The organism is Mesorhizobium norvegicum (assembly GCF_004919685.1).
Lineage (GTDB): Bacteria > Pseudomonadota > Alphaproteobacteria > Rhizobiales > Rhizobiaceae > Mesorhizobium > Mesorhizobium norvegicum.
Genome location: NZ_SMYZ01000111.1, coordinates 1 through 16,990, shown reverse-complemented (window position 1 = coordinate 16,990; position 16,990 = coordinate 1). Strand labels below are relative to the sequence as shown.

At 63.6% G+C, this 16,990-nt stretch carries 19 protein-coding genes and 1 riboswitch; of the genes, 13 read left to right on the top strand and 6 right to left on the bottom strand.

Annotation, left to right across the window (positions count from 1 at the left end; genetic code table 11):
• Positions 1 to 289 precede the first annotated feature (289 nt).
• Both FCU66_RS36185 and FCU66_RS36180 read right to left on the bottom strand, forming a co-directional pair.
• Positions 290 to 766: a methyltransferase family protein gene (locus tag FCU66_RS36185; protein WP_136622028.1), complete on the bottom strand. Its 477-nt coding sequence runs from the start codon at positions 764 to 766 to the stop codon at positions 290 to 292.
• Complete coding sequence (locus FCU66_RS36180) at positions 763 to 1,761, bottom strand: heparan-alpha-glucosaminide N-acetyltransferase (RefSeq protein ID WP_136622029.1); 999 nt, start codon at positions 1,759 to 1,761, stop codon at positions 763 to 765. The genes FCU66_RS36185 and FCU66_RS36180 overlap by 4 nt, the downstream gene beginning before the upstream one ends.
• Before the next feature lie 210 nt (positions 1,762 to 1,971).
• Between FCU66_RS36180 and FCU66_RS36175 the strand changes: the two genes are divergently transcribed.
• Complete coding sequence (locus tag FCU66_RS36175) at positions 1,972 to 3,171, top strand: MFS transporter (protein WP_136622030.1); 1,200 nt, start codon at positions 1,972 to 1,974, stop codon at positions 3,169 to 3,171.
• A 4-nt stretch (positions 3,172 to 3,175) separates the two neighbouring features.
• Here FCU66_RS36175 and FCU66_RS36170 read toward each other — a convergent pair whose 3' ends face one another.
• Positions 3,176 to 4,351 (bottom strand): aromatic ring-hydroxylating oxygenase subunit alpha, encoded by a 1,176-nt coding sequence (locus FCU66_RS36170; protein WP_136622031.1) that lies wholly within the window; start codon positions 4,349 to 4,351, stop codon positions 3,176 to 3,178.
• Positions 4,352 to 4,490: 139 nt separating this feature from the next.
• Positions 4,491 to 4,687, top strand: a riboswitch (cobalamin riboswitch).
• Between the two features lie 36 nt (positions 4,688 to 4,723).
• Here FCU66_RS36170 and FCU66_RS36165 point away from each other — a divergent pair.
• The 5 genes from FCU66_RS36165 to FCU66_RS36145 are packed head-to-tail and all read left to right on the top strand — an operon-like array spanning position 4,724 to position 7,199.
• The gene (locus FCU66_RS36165) at positions 4,724 to 4,903 is read left to right on the top strand and encodes a CbtB domain-containing protein (RefSeq protein ID WP_109667912.1); all 180 of its coding nucleotides are present in this window, start codon (positions 4,724 to 4,726) and stop codon (positions 4,901 to 4,903) included.
• A 15-nt stretch (positions 4,904 to 4,918) separates the two neighbouring features.
• Positions 4,919 to 5,734, top strand: a complete 816-nt coding sequence (locus FCU66_RS36160) for a CbtA family protein (RefSeq protein WP_136622032.1) — start codon at positions 4,919 to 4,921, stop codon at positions 5,732 to 5,734.
• Entirely contained in the window at positions 5,727 to 6,242 is a 516-nt protein-coding gene (gene cobU / locus FCU66_RS36155) for a bifunctional adenosylcobinamide kinase/adenosylcobinamide-phosphate guanylyltransferase (protein ID WP_136622033.1), read from the top strand. Before FCU66_RS36160 ends, cobU begins: the two co-directional genes overlap by 8 nt.
• Position 6,243: 1 nt before the next feature.
• On the top strand, positions 6,244 to 6,858 hold the full coding sequence (cobO, locus tag FCU66_RS36150; RefSeq protein ID WP_136622034.1) for a cob(I)yrinic acid a,c-diamide adenosyltransferase: 615 nt from the start codon (positions 6,244 to 6,246) through the stop codon (positions 6,856 to 6,858).
• A gap of 26 nt (positions 6,859 to 6,884) precedes the next feature.
• On the top strand, positions 6,885 to 7,199 hold the full coding sequence (locus tag FCU66_RS36145; protein ID WP_136622035.1) for a hypothetical protein: 315 nt from the start codon (positions 6,885 to 6,887) through the stop codon (positions 7,197 to 7,199).
• 26 nt (positions 7,200 to 7,225) lie between these two features.
• Here the strand turns inward: FCU66_RS36145 and cbiB are convergent, their stop codons facing one another.
• Positions 7,226 to 8,194 carry an adenosylcobinamide-phosphate synthase CbiB gene (gene cbiB, locus FCU66_RS36140; RefSeq protein WP_136622036.1) on the bottom strand — a complete coding sequence of 323 codons (969 nt, stop codon included), beginning with the start codon at positions 8,192 to 8,194 and terminating at the stop codon, positions 7,226 to 7,228.
• Between cbiB and cobD the strand changes: the two genes are divergently transcribed.
• Both cobD and FCU66_RS36130 read left to right on the top strand, forming a co-directional pair.
• Positions 8,193 to 9,239 (top strand): threonine-phosphate decarboxylase CobD, encoded by a 1,047-nt coding sequence (cobD, locus tag FCU66_RS36135; protein ID WP_136622037.1) that lies wholly within the window; start codon positions 8,193 to 8,195, stop codon positions 9,237 to 9,239. The two genes, cbiB and cobD, sit on opposite strands and share 2 nt — an antisense overlap.
• Positions 9,236 to 9,745 (top strand): tyrosine phosphatase family protein, encoded by a 510-nt coding sequence (locus FCU66_RS36130; RefSeq protein ID WP_136622038.1) that lies wholly within the window; start codon positions 9,236 to 9,238, stop codon positions 9,743 to 9,745. The genes cobD and FCU66_RS36130 overlap by 4 nt, the downstream gene beginning before the upstream one ends.
• Positions 9,746 to 10,064: 319 nt before the next feature.
• Here FCU66_RS36130 and FCU66_RS36120 read toward each other — a convergent pair whose 3' ends face one another.
• Positions 10,065 to 10,868: a creatininase family protein gene (locus tag FCU66_RS36120; RefSeq protein WP_136622039.1), complete on the bottom strand. Its 804-nt coding sequence runs from the start codon at positions 10,866 to 10,868 to the stop codon at positions 10,065 to 10,067.
• Between the two features lie 55 nt (positions 10,869 to 10,923).
• Positions 10,924 to 11,307 carry a RidA family protein gene (locus tag FCU66_RS36115; RefSeq protein ID WP_136622040.1) on the bottom strand — a complete coding sequence of 128 codons (384 nt, stop codon included), beginning with the start codon at positions 11,305 to 11,307 and terminating at the stop codon, positions 10,924 to 10,926.
• 265 nt (positions 11,308 to 11,572) lie between these two features.
• Here FCU66_RS36115 and FCU66_RS36110 point away from each other — a divergent pair, with 265 nt between their 5' ends.
• Genes FCU66_RS36110 through FCU66_RS36090 form a run of 5 tightly spaced genes read left to right on the top strand, consistent with a single transcriptional unit; the run spans position 11,573 to position 16,961 of the window.
• A complete protein-coding gene (locus FCU66_RS36110) occupies positions 11,573 to 12,577 on the top strand; it encodes an ABC transporter substrate-binding protein (protein ID WP_136622041.1) in 1,005 nt (334 codons plus the stop codon).
• Between the two features lie 12 nt (positions 12,578 to 12,589).
• The gene (locus FCU66_RS36105; protein WP_136622042.1) at positions 12,590 to 13,414 is read left to right on the top strand and encodes an ABC transporter ATP-binding protein; all 825 of its coding nucleotides are present in this window, start codon (positions 12,590 to 12,592) and stop codon (positions 13,412 to 13,414) included.
• Entirely contained in the window at positions 13,401 to 14,252 is an 852-nt protein-coding gene (locus FCU66_RS36100; RefSeq protein ID WP_109667888.1) for an ABC transporter permease, read from the top strand. The genes FCU66_RS36105 and FCU66_RS36100 overlap by 14 nt, the downstream gene beginning before the upstream one ends.
• A 4-nt stretch (positions 14,253 to 14,256) precedes the next feature.
• The gene (locus FCU66_RS36095) at positions 14,257 to 15,558 is read left to right on the top strand and encodes a cytosine deaminase (protein ID WP_136622043.1); all 1,302 of its coding nucleotides are present in this window, start codon (positions 14,257 to 14,259) and stop codon (positions 15,556 to 15,558) included.
• Entirely contained in the window at positions 15,558 to 16,961 is a 1,404-nt protein-coding gene (locus tag FCU66_RS36090) for an FAD-binding oxidoreductase (protein WP_136622077.1), read from the top strand. Before FCU66_RS36095 ends, FCU66_RS36090 begins: the two co-directional genes overlap by 1 nt.
• Positions 16,962 to 16,990: the final 29 nt, after the last annotated feature.

Genomic DNA, 16,990 nt, shown 5'->3' with positions numbered 1-16,990 from the left:
CTTCGGAATCAGGACACTAGGGCGGAGCAGGAGCGAAGCTCCGTCGCGTAGACCCTAGAATCCATTCCGTGACATTGGCTGTGGAGTGCCGCGGTGCAGAATTCTGCACCGTTTCAACGCTTTAACGTCGCGGCATGGATCCTCGGGTCTGCGCTGCGTCGCTACGCTCCTTGCTCCGCCCGTGGATGACGACGGGATGGATGTTTCGGCTAATCGCCGAACGCGGCGATCCCATCAGCAAAAGCGACCTGTCAAAACCTCTGCGCGATGGAAACCAGGGGGCGTCGGCTCAAATCCAGCGTCGTACTCTCTTGGCATAGTCGCGGTATTTCTTGCCGAACTTCGCTGCCAGCACCTTTTCCTCGCCCTCGATCGCGACCTTCTGCGTGGCATAGGCTGCGATGAACGCGAGCGGCAGGAACCAGGCGATCCCTGAGACAAAGGCGACGCCGATCAACAGCAGCGTGTTGGCCAGATACATCGGATTGCGGGTGACGCCGAAGGGACCTGTGGTGACTAGGTGATCGGGCACCGCGTTCGGGTTGAGCGTGGTCTTGGCCCGGATCATGGTGCGGATCGCGGTGAACCAGAGTGCGGCGACGGCGAACAGCGCCACCCATCCGGCCGCGAAAAGAATATCGCCCAGGAGGTCGCCGATCCAGGGCAGGGGATAGAGCAGGCCAAGCGCGATGCTGATGGCGATGGCGGCGATGTAGATCAGCGGCGGCCACGGTATGAGCCCCGGCTTCGGCTGGTTCTCGGTCATTGGACCCCTTCCTCCATCAATTTGCTGTCGGTTTTGGCGGTGCACATGCCGGCAAGATCGGACAAATGTGCCTTCCATTCCGCAGTCTGGTCGTTGTTGTAGAGCCGATCAAGCGTGGCCTCGCCCTCGAGCGTATCGAGCATGCAGACACAGTAGCTGGAACAGAACTCGGTGTCGCGCGACTGTTCGCAAGACAGTTGGCAGGTTTTGAGGAAGTTCACCTGTGGGGTTTCGACCTGTGCCGGCATGACTTGCGAGAACAGCCACACGCAGCCGATCAGCAATGGCTGGTGGATCAGGTAGAAGGCCAGGCTGTGGCGGCCGATGAAAAGCAGTGGGTTGGCCCAGCGGCCGGGCTTGAGGTTCGCCAGCCACGTCAAGACACCCGCGCCCGTGGCAAGCTTGGTGACGCCGATGCCGAGAAGCACAGCGCCGAACCACGGAAACAGGGGCACGTAGTCGTTGGAGCGCGGATTGTTCGCCGACAGGCCGACCCACCACAGCCACGGGTGATCGAACGCCTCGAAGCGGAGATACACGGGCGCGGCGATGACGAGCGCGGCAACGACCAGCGTCAACAAAGCCGGCAGCCGCAGGAAGGCGAGGCCAAGCAGGCTGGCCAGCGCGATCTCGTGCAAGATGCCGAAGAAGATGAAGCCGTCAGGCGTGGCGATGCGGGTGACGACCGAAATGGCGATCGCGGCTCCGGCGACCATGGCGAACCGCTTCCAGAAGCCGTTCCAGCGGATTTGCCGGCTATGGGCTAGATACAGGCTGACGCCGACCAGGAACAGGAAGGTCGAGGCGATGCAACGCGCGTAGATCTTCCACCAGCCGAAGGCGGTGAGGCCGGGATCGGTGTAGCCGAAGAATTCCAGATCCCAGGTGAAATGGTAGCTCGCCATGGCGATCAGCGCGATGCCGCGTACGATGTCGATGGCGACGATGCGCTTTGGTCGATCCTGAACGGGTGCGGTCGGCGTTTGGATGCTCATGGTCTCGCATTCTGATTCAGCCCCGCAAGACGACTATCACGCTTGCCCCGGTCAAAAGAAGACCGGGAGCTCTGATCAGCCGCTGCTTTAGGCCAGTGGCGGGAAGCCTTTGGCCGACTTCGCTTTTTGCCGGATACGCGTCGGTTTCCTCTTATTGGCGCTGGGATCGCCACGGCAGATTTGGCCCGGTGATTCTGCTTTGGGGAAGCAATGTCCACCCATGTGCGCCATCCGATCTGGCTACCGGCCCTCAAGGCGGCGGACGCGCGCACCTTCGCCTCGCTCTATGCGGTCGAATCCTTCGCTCGCGCCACCGTGTCGAGCGTCATCCCGATCCAGGCCTATGAAATCCTGCACAACGAGCAGATCGTCTCGATCCTCTACACCGTCGTGGCGATGCTCGGCCTGTCGGTGACGCTGTTCATGCCGATGCTGATCCGCCGCTTTGCCCGCCGCTGGGTCTACACCGCTGGCGCCTGCCTGCTCGCCATCGGCTCGCTGTTCTTCGTCACCGACACGCTTGCCGGGCAACTGGCCGGCATGCTGTGCCGCGTGATGGGTGCCAGCGCGCTGTCGATCACGCTCAACCTCTACATCATGGACCACATCCGCAAGACCGATTTCATGCAGGCCGAATCGCTGCGCATGGCATGGTCGATGTTGGCCTGGACCGGCGGGCCGACGCTCGGCATCTTCCTCTACACGCGCTTCGGCATCTATGCCGCGCATGGTGCGGTGGCGGTTTTCGCCATGGCGTTGCTGGTGCTGTTCTGGACCTATCGGCTCGGCGACAACCCATCGATCCGCCCGGGCAAGACGCGCCCGGCCAATCCGCTCGCCAATATCGGCCGCTTCATCGCCCAGCCCAGATTGAGGCTGGCCTGGCTGATCGCTTTCGGCCGCTCCTGTTTCTGGACGACGTTCTTCGTCTATGGGCCGCTGTTCATGGTGATCACCGGCGAGGGCAAGCTGGCCGGCGGCCTGCTGGTTTCGGCCGGCAATGCGCTGCTGTTCATGGCCATCTTCTGGGGCAAGGCAGGAAAGCGCTTTGGCGGCCGCAGGACCATGACATTTGCCTATTTCGCCATGTCGGCCACGCTTCTGGCGGCAGGCTTCGTCGGCGAAACCGTGCCGCTGCTCACCGGCGCCTTCCTGCTCTGCGGCGCCTTCTTCACCATTGCACTCGATGCACTCGGCTCGACTGCCTTCATGCGCTCGGTGCGCTCCTATGAAAGATCACAGATGGCGGCGGTCTATCGCACCTATCTCGACTTTTCCGAGCTGACGCCGCCGCTGGTCTATTCCGTGGTGCTGGCCTTCTTCGGGCTCGGCTCGGTGTTCGTCACGCTCGGCCTGCTGGCCGCGGTCTGCGGTTTTGTCACGTGGCGCTATCTGCCCAAGTCGCTTTGACCCTTCAGGGCTGGAGCGGAAGTGCCGCATGTCGCCCGCGCACCCAGTTGTGGAAGCGGTGCAGGTCGTATTCCTCGGGCATCAGCACGCCGGCTTGGTGGCGCATCGAGCGCAGGCCTCTCTGGTTGACCTCGCAGATCGTTGCATCCTCCTCCAGAACCTGAGTGCCGAAGGCGACGATGTTGTCGATGTCGGTCGCGGCGAGCGCTTCGGGCGAAAACAGCCATTCCGCGACAAGCTCGGTCTGCTCGGGGCCGAGCGGCACCAACCGCACTGACCTGACATAGTCGACATGGCCGACGATGAACATCGACGGCAGGCTGGTGGCATAGGTCTGGCCGGCGGCGCGCTCGGCTGGTGTCAGGCTCGAGAAGACCGGCCCATGCGACTGGCCGTCGCGCGACCATGTCTCGGCGCCAGTGCGCAGGCCCCCGGAAAATTCCGGCGCGTCATTGTCGGCATGGCGCGTCCATTCCGGGTCGTCGTGCCGGGCCATCAGGCCGCGCCCATAGATCGGCACCAGCCGCGACAGGTCCTTGTGGACGCCTGGGCAATGCAGGCACTCGTTGAAGTTTTCCCAAAAAATCTTCCAGTTGCAGTTCATCACCTTGCGCAGCACGTGGCCGCTGACCAGCGTCTCCAGCGGCCAGTTGCCGAGATCGCCGGAGGCGGGATCGAAGGATGCCTGCGCCGAACCGGTCGCGTCCTCCTGCAAGTTGACGAAAACGAAGCCGCGCCACACCGAGAGGGCGACGCGATAAAGCGGGTGGTCGGCCTTGTCGAAATTTTCAGGCAGCGATTTCGACGGCACGCGCACGAGGTCGCCACGCAACGAGTAGGACCAGGCGTGGTAGGGGCAGGTGATCAGCCGTGCCTTCAGCCGGCCTTCGCTTTCCTGGCAAAGCTGCGAGCCGCGATGGCGGCAGGTGTTGTGGAAAGCGCGCAGTTCGCCGGTCTCGTCCCGCAGCACGACGATGTCCTGCGTGCCGATGCGGAATCGGCGGAAAGCCAGTGGTTGCGCAAGGTCGGCCTCGCGGCAGACGAGCAGCCAGCTTCGGTACCAGATGGCGTCGAGATCTTTTTGGTAGCTCACCGCGTCCCAATAGGCCGATGACGGCAGCGTTGGTTCGGCCCGGGTCAGGCCGTTGTAGGGATCGCGCTCGCTGGCAGTGGGCTGCATGGCCGGCTTCCTGTGAAGGTGTCAGCCGACACCCGGCCAGAAAAATTGTCAATTGCGGCACCGGCGGGCCTCGGCTGGTACGACGCATTCGCAATGGTTGTCGGCGGAATTTGGTTTGCCGGAGGCGAGGATTCTGCCTATAGTCACCGATGTCGTCGGTTCCATTTTGGAGCCAAGAGGGAATGCGGTGCGGGCGAGTTTCGCCCAATGCCGTGGCTGCCCCCGCAACTGTGTGCGGTAGTCCTCTCCATATGCCACTGAAGATCTTTTCTTCGGGAAGGTGGGGAAGGGCGCTGATCCGCGAGCCAGGAGACCTGCCGGCGACAGGAAACTGACTTCGATGCCCTCGGGTGGAGGGCGAAAGGACAAGATATGACTACCGCTTCCGTCTCCCTCGGCGCCTCCGTCTCCTCGCAGTCGCGCTTCATGCAGCTCGCTCTTGCTGCGTTTCTCGGCATTTTCGTGATGGGCTTTGTCGGCTTCTCGCATATCGATGCGGTCCACAATGCGGCTCACGACTATCGCCATTCGATGGCGTTTCCCTGCCACTGACGAGGATCTGACATCATGAACCTGTTTCGCAACGTCGTGTTCATCGCGGCGATCGCAGGGCTCGTGGCCGGCGTCGTTCTCGCCTGCATGCAGGCCTACGCCACCGTGCCGCTGATCCTGAAGGCGGAAGTCTACGAACAGGCCGGCGGCGGCCACGAACATGAGCACGCTGCCGCGCCGGCTGCACCTGCCGATGCCACGAGCGGCAACGCGATGAGCTCGGCCGCACCGGCGGCAAACTCAATGAGCGCTGCCACGCCGGCATCGGCGGAAGCGGCCGCCCCCGCCGAAGACGAGGGTTGGGCGCCGGCAGACGGTTTGGAGCGTTTCGCGTTCAGCGTGCTTGCCAATATCGTCACCGGTATCGGCTTCGCGCTGATCCTGGTCGCGGTTTCGGAATTCGCCGGCGGCATCGGCAATTGGCGCCAGGGCGTGTTCTGGGGCCTGGCCGGCTTTGCCGTGTTTACGCTGGCGCCTGGCCTCGGCCTGCCGCCGGAACTGCCGGCCATGCCGGCTGCCGATCTGACCGAACGCCAGATCTGGTGGTGGGCAACGGTGGCGGCGACCGCGGCCGGGCTCGGCCTGATCACCTTCCGCAAGTCGCTGCCGCTGGCGATCCTGGCCGTGGCTTTGATCGTGGCGCCGCATATTGTCGGCGCGCCGCAGCCCGACAGTTACAAGACGGCGATTCCGGAAGGCCTGCATCACCAGTTCGTGGTGGCGGTGACAGTGACCAATCTGGTGTTCTGGCTGGTGCTCGGCGCGGTCGTCGGCGTGGTGCGCGGCCGCTTCACCGGCACCGCGACCAGCCTGCGCGACAGCTTTGCCTGACAGCAAGGCACTGACCTTCCTCATCGGCGGTGCGCGCTCCGGCAAGAGCGCGCACGCCGAAACCTTGGCGATGGTCTTGCCGCCGCCATGGACCTATATCGCCACGGCGCAAGCCTACGATGACGAGATGCGCGAGCGCATCGCGCTGCACCGGTCGCGGCGCGGCGAAGGCTGGACGACCATCGATGCACCGCTCGATCTCGCCGGCGCGCTTGCCACCTTGCCTGACAACCAACCGGTGCTTGTCGACTGCCTGACACTGTGGCTGACCAACCATATGCTGGCCGATCACGATCTCGATCTGGAATGCCGGCGATTGGCGGACGTGCTGTCGCGGCCACGCGGGCCCTGGTTCGTGGTATCCAATGAAGTCGGCCAGGGTATCGTGCCCGACAATGCACTCGCCCGCCGGTTTCGTGATGCCGCGGGCCGACTCAACCAGCAGGTCGCTGCCGTCGCCGATACGGTGCTGCTGATGGTGGCGGGGCTGCCACTCAAGGTGAAATGACATGACCGATATCGAAGACCGGGACGAAGAACGCCATCGCGCCAAGATGGCCAAGCGCAAGGCCGTGCAGGATGCCGAGGTGGCGAGCAAGACGGTCGAGAAGGGGCTGCTGATCGTCAACACCGGTCCGGGCAAGGGCAAAACCACTGCTGCCTTTGGCCTGGCGCTGCGCATGCTCGGCTATGGCAAGCGCGTCGGCGTCGTCCAGTTCATCAAGGGCAAGTGGCATACCGGCGAGAAGGACGCTTTCGCCGCCTTCGGCGACCGCGTCGTCTGGCACGCGATGGGCGAGGGTTTCACCTGGGAGACGCAGGATCTGAAGCGCGACATCGCAGCGGCCGAAGCCGCGTGGGCCAAGGTGCTCGAACTGATGGCCGATCCGTCGATCAGCCTGCTGGTGCTCGACGAACTGAACATCGCGCTGCGCTATGACTATCTCGATCTCGACAAGGTGGTCGCGGCGCTGAAAGCCCGGCGCGAGGGCCTGCATGTCGTCGTCACAGGCCGCAACGCCAAGCCGGCGCTGGTCGAGGCCGCCGACCTCGTCACCGAGATGGGCGTAACCAAGCACCATTTTTCCGCGGGCGTGAAGGCCCAGCAGGGCATCGAGTTCTGATCACTTGGCAAGCATGAGGGTTGTCTTTGGAACAGGCGGTAATCGTCTATCTTCTTCTCAATGACGGTCAGGTCGGGACGTCGCAAGAACGCGCATCCATTCTCGCGCTGGAGAATCGGCTGGAGCAAGTCGTCGGGAATGCTTCGGTCGGCGAGTTTGATGGCGATGAGTTTGGCGAGGGCAAGTGCGTCCTCTACATGTACGGGCCAGATGCTGAACGACTTTTTGTTGTGATTGAACCCATATTGAAATCTTCTCCTGCGGCCGCTGGTGGGTACGCGATCAAAAGGTTTGGCGGGGCAGCCGATCCAAGCGCAAAGGAAGTCCGTGTCACTTGGTAGGTCGGGTTTTCCGACCGCTCGGACGTTTACGCGACGAAGACGATCGCCGAGATTACTCCAAACAGCGCGATCAGCAGATAATCGGCGACGCGATAGAGTTTCAGCGCCTGCCTTATGTCGGTGCTGTCGGCTTCGCGCCGCCCACCTTCGCCCATGGAGACGTCGTCGACCAGCACGCCGCCGTAGCTGCGCGGTCCGGCAAGGGCGAGGCCGAGCGCACCGGCCATCGCCGCTTCCGGCCAGCCGGCATTGGGCGAGCGGTGTTTTTTTGCGTCGCGCCATACTGCGTGCCAGGCACTGTGGGAGTCGGCGCCTTTGACCAGGAAAGCCGCCAGCACGATCAGCAGCGCCGTCAGCCGCGACGCCGGCAGGTTGATCCAGTCGTCGAAGCGCGCCGCCGCCCAGCCGAACGCCTCGTGGCGTGGGGTGCGGTGACCGATCATCGAATCGGCGGTGTTGGCGGCCTTGTAGGCTGCACCTCCGGCCAGGCCGCCGACGCCGGTCCAGAAGGCGGGGGCAACGATGCCGTCGGAGAAATTCTCGGCCAGGCTCTCGATCGCCGCGCGGCAGACGCCGGCCCTGTCGAGCGTTTCGGGATCGCGGCCGACAATTCGCGAGACGGCCACGCGGCCCAAAGCGAGGCCGCCGGTGTCGAGCGCGTCGGCAACCGCCTCGACATGCTCGTAAAGGCTCTTCTGCGACAGAAGCGACGTTGCCAGAAGGGCAGTGATGAATAGCCCCATGGGAACGAACCAGAGCAGGATCTGCACGCCGAGGCCGATTATCGCCGGCACGAGCACGATGACCAGCAGCGCCTGGACACCACGCTTGCGACGCAGCGCGTCGGGATCAGTGGCGTGGTTGAGCCTGCGGTCAAGAAAGGATATCAGCCTGCCGAACCACGTCACCGGATGGCCGATGGCGCGAAACAGCCAGTCCGGGTAGCCCAGGACGACTTCAACGGCCAATGACAGGAAAGCGATCAGGACTGACATGAAGCTTCTTGAAGGAGCGGTGGACCATGGTGGAAGTCTTGGCCGGGCGAGGACGCTTTTCCCCAGCGCCATGCTGCCTTTCGTCGACCTCTCGACCGGTATCAATCCGCACTCCTATCCGCTTTTCGACCTGCCCGCCACCTCGCTGTCGCGCTTGCCGGAAGCCGCGCGCACGCGTGACCTGATAGAGATCGCCGCCAGTACCTATGGCGCGCCGTCGCCAGCCAACGTCGCGGCGGCTCCGGGCACGCAGATCCTGTTGCCGCGCGTCGCATCGCTGATCGCGCCCGGCAAGGCGCTGGTGCTGGGTCCGACCTATGCCGAACATGCCCGCGCAGCGGCGATCGCCGGACACGAAGTGACCGAGGTCAGCGATTTCGCTGATCTGGCCGGCGCCGACCTTGCTATCGTCGTCAATCCGAACAATCCGGATGGACGCATCATCGAGCGCGACCGCTTGCTGGCGCTGGCCACCGGACTGCGCGCCAAGGGCGGGCTGCTGGTCGTCGACGAGGCGTTCATGGATGTCGGCCCACGCGAGCACAGCCTCGCGGGCGACGTTGGCCAGGGTGGCATCGTCGTGCTGCGTTCGTTCGGCAAGTTCTTCGGCCTAGCCGGTTTGCGGCTTGGATTTGCACTTTCCGACGCGGCAACGGTCGAACGGCTGGAAAGGCAATTCGGGCCGTGGGCCGTCGCCGGCCCGGCGCTGGAATACGGCATCCGCGCGCTTGCCGACATCGACTGGCAGGACGCGATGCGGGCATCCCTTACGGATGCATCGGCGCGGCTCGACGCACTGTTCAGCCGCTTCGGCGTTCCCGTTGCTGGTGGCACCACGCTGTTCCGCTATCTCCGCCTGGCCGATGCGGCCGGCCTGTTCGCAGCCCTTGGTGAGCGCGGCATCCTGCTTCGCCATTTTGCCGAGCGGCCGCCGGTCCTGCGCGCCGGCCTGCCGGGAAGTCAGGAGGAATGGCAGCGGCTCGAATCCGCTCTTGCCGAATGGGCGGCGTGGCGCGAGGATCAATCGAAGGGTTCAAAACAATGATCCATGTCTGCTCGCTGGCAAAGATCGAAGAAACGGTGGCCAGGACCGGCGCTGATCGCATGCTGTCGCTGCTCGCCGCCGGCACGGAGGTGCTGCGGCCGGCCTCGATCTCGAGGGAAAACCATCTGCATCTGGTCATGCACGACATTGCGGTGGCGCAGGACGGCATGACCATGCCGGGCGAGGATCATGTCCGCAACCTGCTCGATTTCGCGCGCCAATGGGACCGGGCAAGGCCGATGGTCGTGCATTGCTATGCCGGCATCAGCCGCTCGACCGCCTCGGCCTATATCATCGCCGCAGCACTGGCGCCGAAGCGTGACGAGGCCGAGCTGGCGCGGACGTTGCGGGCGCTGTCGCCGTCGGCGACACCCAATCCGCGACTGATCGCGGTGGCCGATGCGCTGCTTGATCGCAACGGCCGCATGGTCGAGGCGATCGAATCGATCGGGCGCGGTGCGGATGCCTTCGAAGGAACGCCGTTCGCGCTGAGGATCGATGCGTAATCCCTCGATCCGGTGATTTTGACCGACGCCAACTTTGGCCAAAGCCCCCCGGCCTTCGTCATCCACGGGCGGAGCAGGAGCGAAGCTCCGTCGCGAAGACCCGAGGATCCATGCCGCGACAGCGGCCGAAGAACGCAGCGGAGCAGAATTCTGCACCGTAGCAGCGCTTCCGAGTCCCGGCATGGATCCTGGGGTCTGCGCTGCGTCGCTGCGCTCCTTGCTTCGCCCCAGGATGACGAAAGAGAAGGCTTCGGCCAATCCCGGAAGGGCCAGATGTGCCATCGAACGGTCAGAACGTCTGTGCCGAGCGGTTACGCCGCTACTTCAGCCAGTCGGCGAGCTTCGCCTTGCGCACATCCCGCAGCAGGCTGATGAAGCCGTCAGCCTGATGTTCCGCGGTCAGCCTGCCTTTCTCGGCCGTTGCGATGCTGGCATCGCCGACCACGCCGTTCGGGTTGAGGTCGCTGGCGATCCAGGCGAAGGCGTGGGTGCCGGTGTGGCGCAGCAGCGAAAATTCCTTCTCGGCCTTGGCGACATTGGAAACGAAATTGTCGGCCTTGCCCATGTCGACAAGGTCCGGCCGGAAATGCAGCATCAGCGAGGTCTCGACATCGCCGCCATGGATGCCGTGACGGTCCTCGAGATCGGTATACATGCCGGCCGGGCGGCCAAAACGCTGCCAGCTCGTCTTCACCGCCAGCATGTTTTCACGCACGCGCAATTCACGCGTGACGATGCCCATGATCTCCTCGTTGCCGCCATGCGAATTGACGACGATCAGCTTGCGCACGCCGGCGCGCGCGATCGACAGGCCAAGTTCGGTCCAGGCTTCGACCAGTGTCGTTGCCGGCAGGGTGAGGGTGCCCGGCGCGTGCAGATGCTCGTTCGACTTGCCCACCGCTTGGACCGGCAGGATGCGGATGTCGAGATCGTCGGGCAGGCGCGAAATGACCGTGTCGAGCATGCCGTTCATGATCGAGGTGTCGGTCGAAACCGGCAGATGCGGCCCATGCTGCTCGATCGCCGCCACCGGCAGCACGGCGATCGTCGCCTCCGGGTCGATCGAGGTGTATTCTGATGTCCGGTAGTCGCCCCACCACACACGTCTTTTTGCTACGGTCATGTCATGCCTCTTCGATGGATGAGCCAGACCTAGCGCGACAGAACTTGTCTGTCGATCACCCGGCGGCGATGGCCTCGACCTCGACCTTGAATTCGGGCCGGGCAAATCCCGAGACGATCATCAGGGTCGATGCCGGCGCGGGGCTCGAAAACAGCCGGTCCCGAACGTCCATGTAGGGCCGCAGATGCGCGCGGTCGGTGACATAGGCGTTGATGCGCACGATATCTTGCAGACCCAGGCCGGCTTCGCCGAGAATCGCGGCGATGTTGCGGAAGCAGAGTTCGGCCTGTGCGCCGGCGTCTTCCGGTATCTGGTCGTCCGCGGTGATGGCGACCTGACCCGAGCACAGCACCAGTCGCTTGCCGGGCGGCACCTCGACGCCGTGGCTGTAGCGGGCAAAGGGCGGCTTGATCGACTTCGGGGTGAGGAATTTGAACATGGCATTCTCCTGGATAGCGCCAGCCTAAGGCCTGACCCATTGCACCTTCAAGATGGCGGTGCATGTTGCCCGAGCGATTGTGGACAGGCGTTCAAAAAATAGGCACGATGCCTTCCGTACAGCATGACCCGTCCGCCCTGGGCATAGCAATGTCGTTCAAGCGGGCGGTCCCGGCGCAAGGCGCCGGTGGCATGTGTCTTGCTTCTTGAATCTTTGGTGTCGAGCCTGGCGCGTGGCGCGCCGGAGCAAACAAAGGGTGGTGTCGATGTACGGAAAACAGAAGATCTCGGTGGCGGTTGTGGCCCTGCTTGCAGCCAGCACGCTGGGTGCGGCTGCGAATGAAAAAGTCACCTTCGGCACCAACTGGTTGGCCGAGCCGGAACATGGCGGATATTACCAGTCCGTGGCGGACGGCACCTACGCCGCCTGCGGCCTCGACGTCACCATCATGCAGGGCGGTCCGCAGGTCAGCGGCCGGCCGATGCTGCTTGCCGGCAAGATCGATTTCTACATGGGCGGCAATCTGCTGTCGGCTTTCGATGCCGTCCAGCAAGGCATTCCGATGCGCGTGGTGGCGGCCGATTTCCAGAAGGACCCGCAGGTCATCATGTCTCATCCCGGCGAAGGGCTCGACAAATGGGAGGACCTGAAGAACGCCGACCAGTACATATTGGGTGACGAGGGCGTGCAGACCTTCTTCCAATGGATGGTCATCGAGCTCGGCTTCGACGCCTCAAAGCGCGCGCCCTACACCTACAACACCGCTCCCTTCCTCGCCAACAAGAAGTCGATCCAGCAGGGCTACGTCACCTCCGAGCCGTTCGCGGTCAAGAAGGAAGGCGGCTTCGTGCCGAATCAGTTCCTGCTCGCCGACTATGGCTGGGACACCTACTCGACGACGATCGAGGTGATGCAGGACACGATCGACAAGAAGCCGGAGGTGGTCCAGTGCTTCGTCGATGGCTCGGCCAAGGGCTGGTACAAATATCTCTACGGCGACAACAAGGCCGCCAACGAATTGATCAAGAAAGACAATCCCGACATGAGCGACGAGCAGATCGCGTTCTCGATCGAGCAGATGAAGAAGTTCGGCCTCGCCGATTCCGGCGACACCGAAAAGCTCGGCATCGGCGCCATGAACGACGAGCGGATCAAGAGTTTTTACGACAAGATGGTCAAGGCCAAGGTTACGCCTGACGGCATCGACATCAAGAAGGCCTACACACTGACCTTCGTTAACAAGGGCGTCGGGCTCGACCTGAAGAAATAGGCCGGTCCCGGAATGATAACGGAAAAGGTGGCGCAAGCGCCGGCCCCGGACGTTGCTTCGACATTGCTGGCGCTGCGGGGCGTCGGCAAGGTCTTCTCCAACGGCGTGACGGCGCTGAGCGATGTCGACCTGACGATCCGCGAAGGCGATTTCCTCAGCCTGCTCGGGCCGTCGGGCTGCGGCAAGTCGACGGCGCTGCGGCTGATCGCCGGCCTGTCGACGCCGACCTCCGGCGTGCTCGATTGGCGCGGCGGCGGCGCGCTTGACCGCTCGAACATCGGCTTCGTCTTCCAGGAGCCGACACTGCTGCCGTGGGCCAGCGTCTTCGACAATGTCTGGCTGCCGCTTCGGCTGAAAGGCATTTCCCGCGCCAAGGCCGCGCCGGCGGTGACGGAAATGCTGGCGCGGGTTCACCTGACCGGTTTCGAAGATGCCGTGCCGCGCGAACTGTCCGGCGGCATGAAGATGCGCGTCTCTATCGCGCGCGCCATGGTCACAAAACCGCGCGTGCTGTTGATGGACGAGCCGTTCGCGGCACTCGACGAGATCACCCGCTTCAAGCTCAACAACGATCTGCTGGAACTGTGGCAGGACGAGCGCTTCACCGTCGTCTTCGTCACCCACAGCGTCTTTGAAAGCGTGTTCCTCTCCAACCGTGTCGTCGTCATGGCGGCGCGGCCGGGCAGGGTGTTCGACGAACTCGCCATCGAGGCCTCCTATCCGCGTGACGAGGCGTTTCGCACCTCGCCCGACTATGCGGCACTGTGCCGGCAGGCCTCCGATGTGCTGGTCCAGGCCATCAATTCAACAGCAGGCGCGCATCATGACGGCCATTGACGAGCGTGTGCTCGAACTCGACCCCGAGGAAGCGCGCCGCGTGCGCCAGGAGCGGTTCGAGCGGATCGGCCGCTGGGTGCTGCCGCTGGCAATCATGATCCTGGCGATCTGGCTGTGGGACCGCATCTGCGTGTGGAACGCGATCCCGCAATACATCCTGCCGCGCCCCGGCGTCGTGCTGTGGACGCTCTACAATGATGCCGGCCTGCTGTTTTCCTCGCTGCTGGTCACCTTGCGCATCACCTTCCTCAGCCTTGCTCTGGCGGTCATTGGCGGGGTCGGACTGGCGGTGCTGTTTGCGCAGTCGAAATGGGTCGAGATGTCGTTCTTCCCCTTCGCCATCGTGCTGCAGGTGACGCCGATCGTGGCGATCTTTCCGCTGATCAACATCTATGTAAACGACCAGACGACCAAGCTTCTGCTGTGCGCCTGGATCGTCGCCTTCTTTCCGATCCTGTCCAACACCACGCTTGGCCTCAACTCCGTCGACCGCAATCTGCGCGACATGTTCAAGCTCAATGGCGCGACGCGCTGGCAGCAATTGCGCTATCTCAGGCTGCCGGCGGCGATGCCTTACTTCCTCGGCGGGCTGAAGATCGCCGGCGGCCTGTCGCTGATCGGCGCCGTGGTGGCCGAGTTCGTCGCCGGCACCACCGGCCAGTCGTCCGGCCTTGCCTCACGCATCATCGAAGCCGGCTACCGGCTCAACGCGCCGCGGCTGTTCGCGGCGCTGTTCTTGATCTCGCTCACCGGCATTTTGATCTTCCTCGTGCTGTCGCTGATTTCGCATCTCATTTTGCGGCGTTGGCACGAAAGCGCACTGAAGCAGGAGCGCTAGGCCCTTGATTCCGAACACAGGTTCATACCGGCTCGCCAATGTCAGGCTTCACGCGTCGCTGACCCGGGGCCTTGGCGGTGCTTTCGACCGCGACGGTTTCGCGCTTGCCGACATCGCCGTCGCCGATGGCAAGATTTCCGCCATCGCCGCGCATGGGCGTGTCGCTTTGCCGGTGGACGCTGTCGACCTTGGCGGCCGTATAATCCTCCCGTGCTTCGTCGACTGCCATACGCATATCGACAAGGGCCATATCTGGCCGCGAAAACCCAATCCCGACGGCACATTCATGGGCGCGCTGAATGCCGCCGGTGCCGATCGTGTGGCACGCTGGAGCGCCGAGGACGTGGCGCGGCGCATGGATTTCTCGCTGCGCTCAGCCTACGCGCATGGCACCAGGGCGCTGCGCACGCACCTCGACAGCGTCGCGCCGCAGGAGGGAATCTCCTGGCCGGTGTTCGAGACGATGCGCGAGACATGGCGCGGTCGCATCGAATTGCAGGGCGCCTGCCTGCTCGGCATCGAGGGCGTTCGCGACAGGAAATGGTTCGACAGGCTGGCAAAAAGAGTTGCCGCGGCCAAGGGTGTGCTCGGTGTCGTCACCTATATGGTGCCGGACCTCGAAGAGCTGCTCGACCATGTCTTCGCGCAAGCCATCAAGCATGGCCTCGATCTCGATTTCCATGCCGACGAGACCGACGATGTTTCCGCCATATCGCTGAAGAAGATCGCCGAGGCCGCACTCTGGAACGGTTTCGAAGGAAAGATCCTCGTCGGCCATTGCTGTTCGCTGGCGCGCCAGCCGGACCTCGATGTGCTCGATACCCTGGACAAGGTGGCGAAAGCCGGGCTCGCCGTCGTCTCGCTGCCAATGTGCAACCTCTATCTGCAGGACCGGCGCGGCGACGGCACCACGCCGCGCTGGCGTGGCGTGACGCTACTGCACGAGATGAAGGCGAGGGGCATTCCGGTGGCGGTCGCTTCCGACAACACGCGTGATCCCTTCTACGCCTATGGCGATCTCGACATGCTGGAGGTCTACCGCATGGCGACGCGCATCCTGCATTTCGATCATCCGGTCGCTAACTGGCCGCAAACGGTCACAGCGACGCCGGCCAGCGTGATGCGGCTCGGCGGCTTCGGCACGCTTGCCGCCGGCGGTGATGCCGATTTCATCGTGTTCAAAGGTCGAAGCTGGACGGAATTGCTGTCGCGGCCCGAATCGGATCGCATCGTCGTCCGCGGCGGCAAGGCGATCGACCGGCAGTTGCCCGACTATGCCGAACTCGACGAGCTGATGGTGGAATGATGGACGTTTCGGCGCTCAAACGCGATCTCGAAGGCCTGAAGGTCGACGACAATCCGGCCATCGTCCAGCAGAAGAGCCGCGACTTCTACTGGTACAGCCCAGTGCTGAAACAACAGCTCGATCATGTCACCGGCGACCTGATCGTGACGCCGAAGAACGAGACCGAACTGATCCGTGTGCTTGCCGCCTGTCACCGCCACGGCGTGCCGGTTACACCGCGCGGCAGCGGCACCGGCAATTACGGCCAGGCGATGCCGCTCTCCGGCGGCGTCGTGCTCAACCTTGCCGAGATGAACGAGATCAAGTCGATCGCGCCGGGTCGCGTTGTGACCGGACCGGGGGCGATCCTGGCCGACATCGACAACGCGACGCGGGCGCATTCCGGCCAGGAGCTGCGGCTGTCGCCCTCCACCTACAACACGGCTTCGATCGGCGGCTTCATCGCCGGCGGTTCGGGCGGCGTCGGCTCGATCAATTTCGGCGGCCTGCGCGATTTCGGCAATGTGCTTCGCCTGCGCGTGGTGACCATGGAATCCGAGCCGAAAGCGCTCGAACTCACCGGCGAGGATCTGCACAAGGTGACCCATGCCTACGGCACCAACGGCATCATATCGGAAGTCGAGATGCCGCTGACCGCAGCCTATGACTGGGTCGATGTCATCGTCGGCTTCGACGCTTTCATGGATGCGGCCCGCTACGGCAACGCGCTGGCCTGCCAGGACGGCATCCTGACCAAGCTGATCACGCCGATAGCGGCACCCGTGCCGCAGCTCTATTTCAAGCGGCACCAGAAATTTTTCCGGGAAGGGCAAAGCGTCTGCGTCGTCATGGTGGCGCAGCATGGGCTGGATGCGTTCCTCGCCTTCACCCGGCGCGCCGGCGGTGAGGTGATCTTCAACGCTGCGACTGCGACGCCCGAGGAGAAGAAAGGCCTGCCGCCGGCCTATGAGCTGGCCTGGAACCACACGACGCTGAGGGCGCTGCGCGTCGACCCCGACATCACCTATCTGCAGTCGCTCTATCCCTTTCCCAACCAGCTGGCGCTGGTCGAGACGATGGATGCGATGTTTCCGGGCGAGGTTTTCTCGCATCTCGAATTCGTGCGGCTGGACGGCAACATCACCTGCTTTGGCCTGCCGCTGGTCAAGTTCACCAGCGAGGCGCGGCTCGACGAGATCGTGCGGCTGCATGAGGAGAATGGCTGCCCGATCTTCAACCCGCACCGCTACACGCTGGAAGAGGGCGGCATGAAGCAGACCGACGCGGTGCAGCTTGCCTTCAAGCGCGAAACCGATCCGCAAGGCCTGCTCAACCCCGGCAAGATGATCGCCTGGGAAAATCCGGATTACGATTACCGTTCGGGCCGGACATTTTTGTTCAAGGGGCTGCAGAAGGCGGGATGAGGAGAGGTTTGCGCTTGAACACCCCCCTC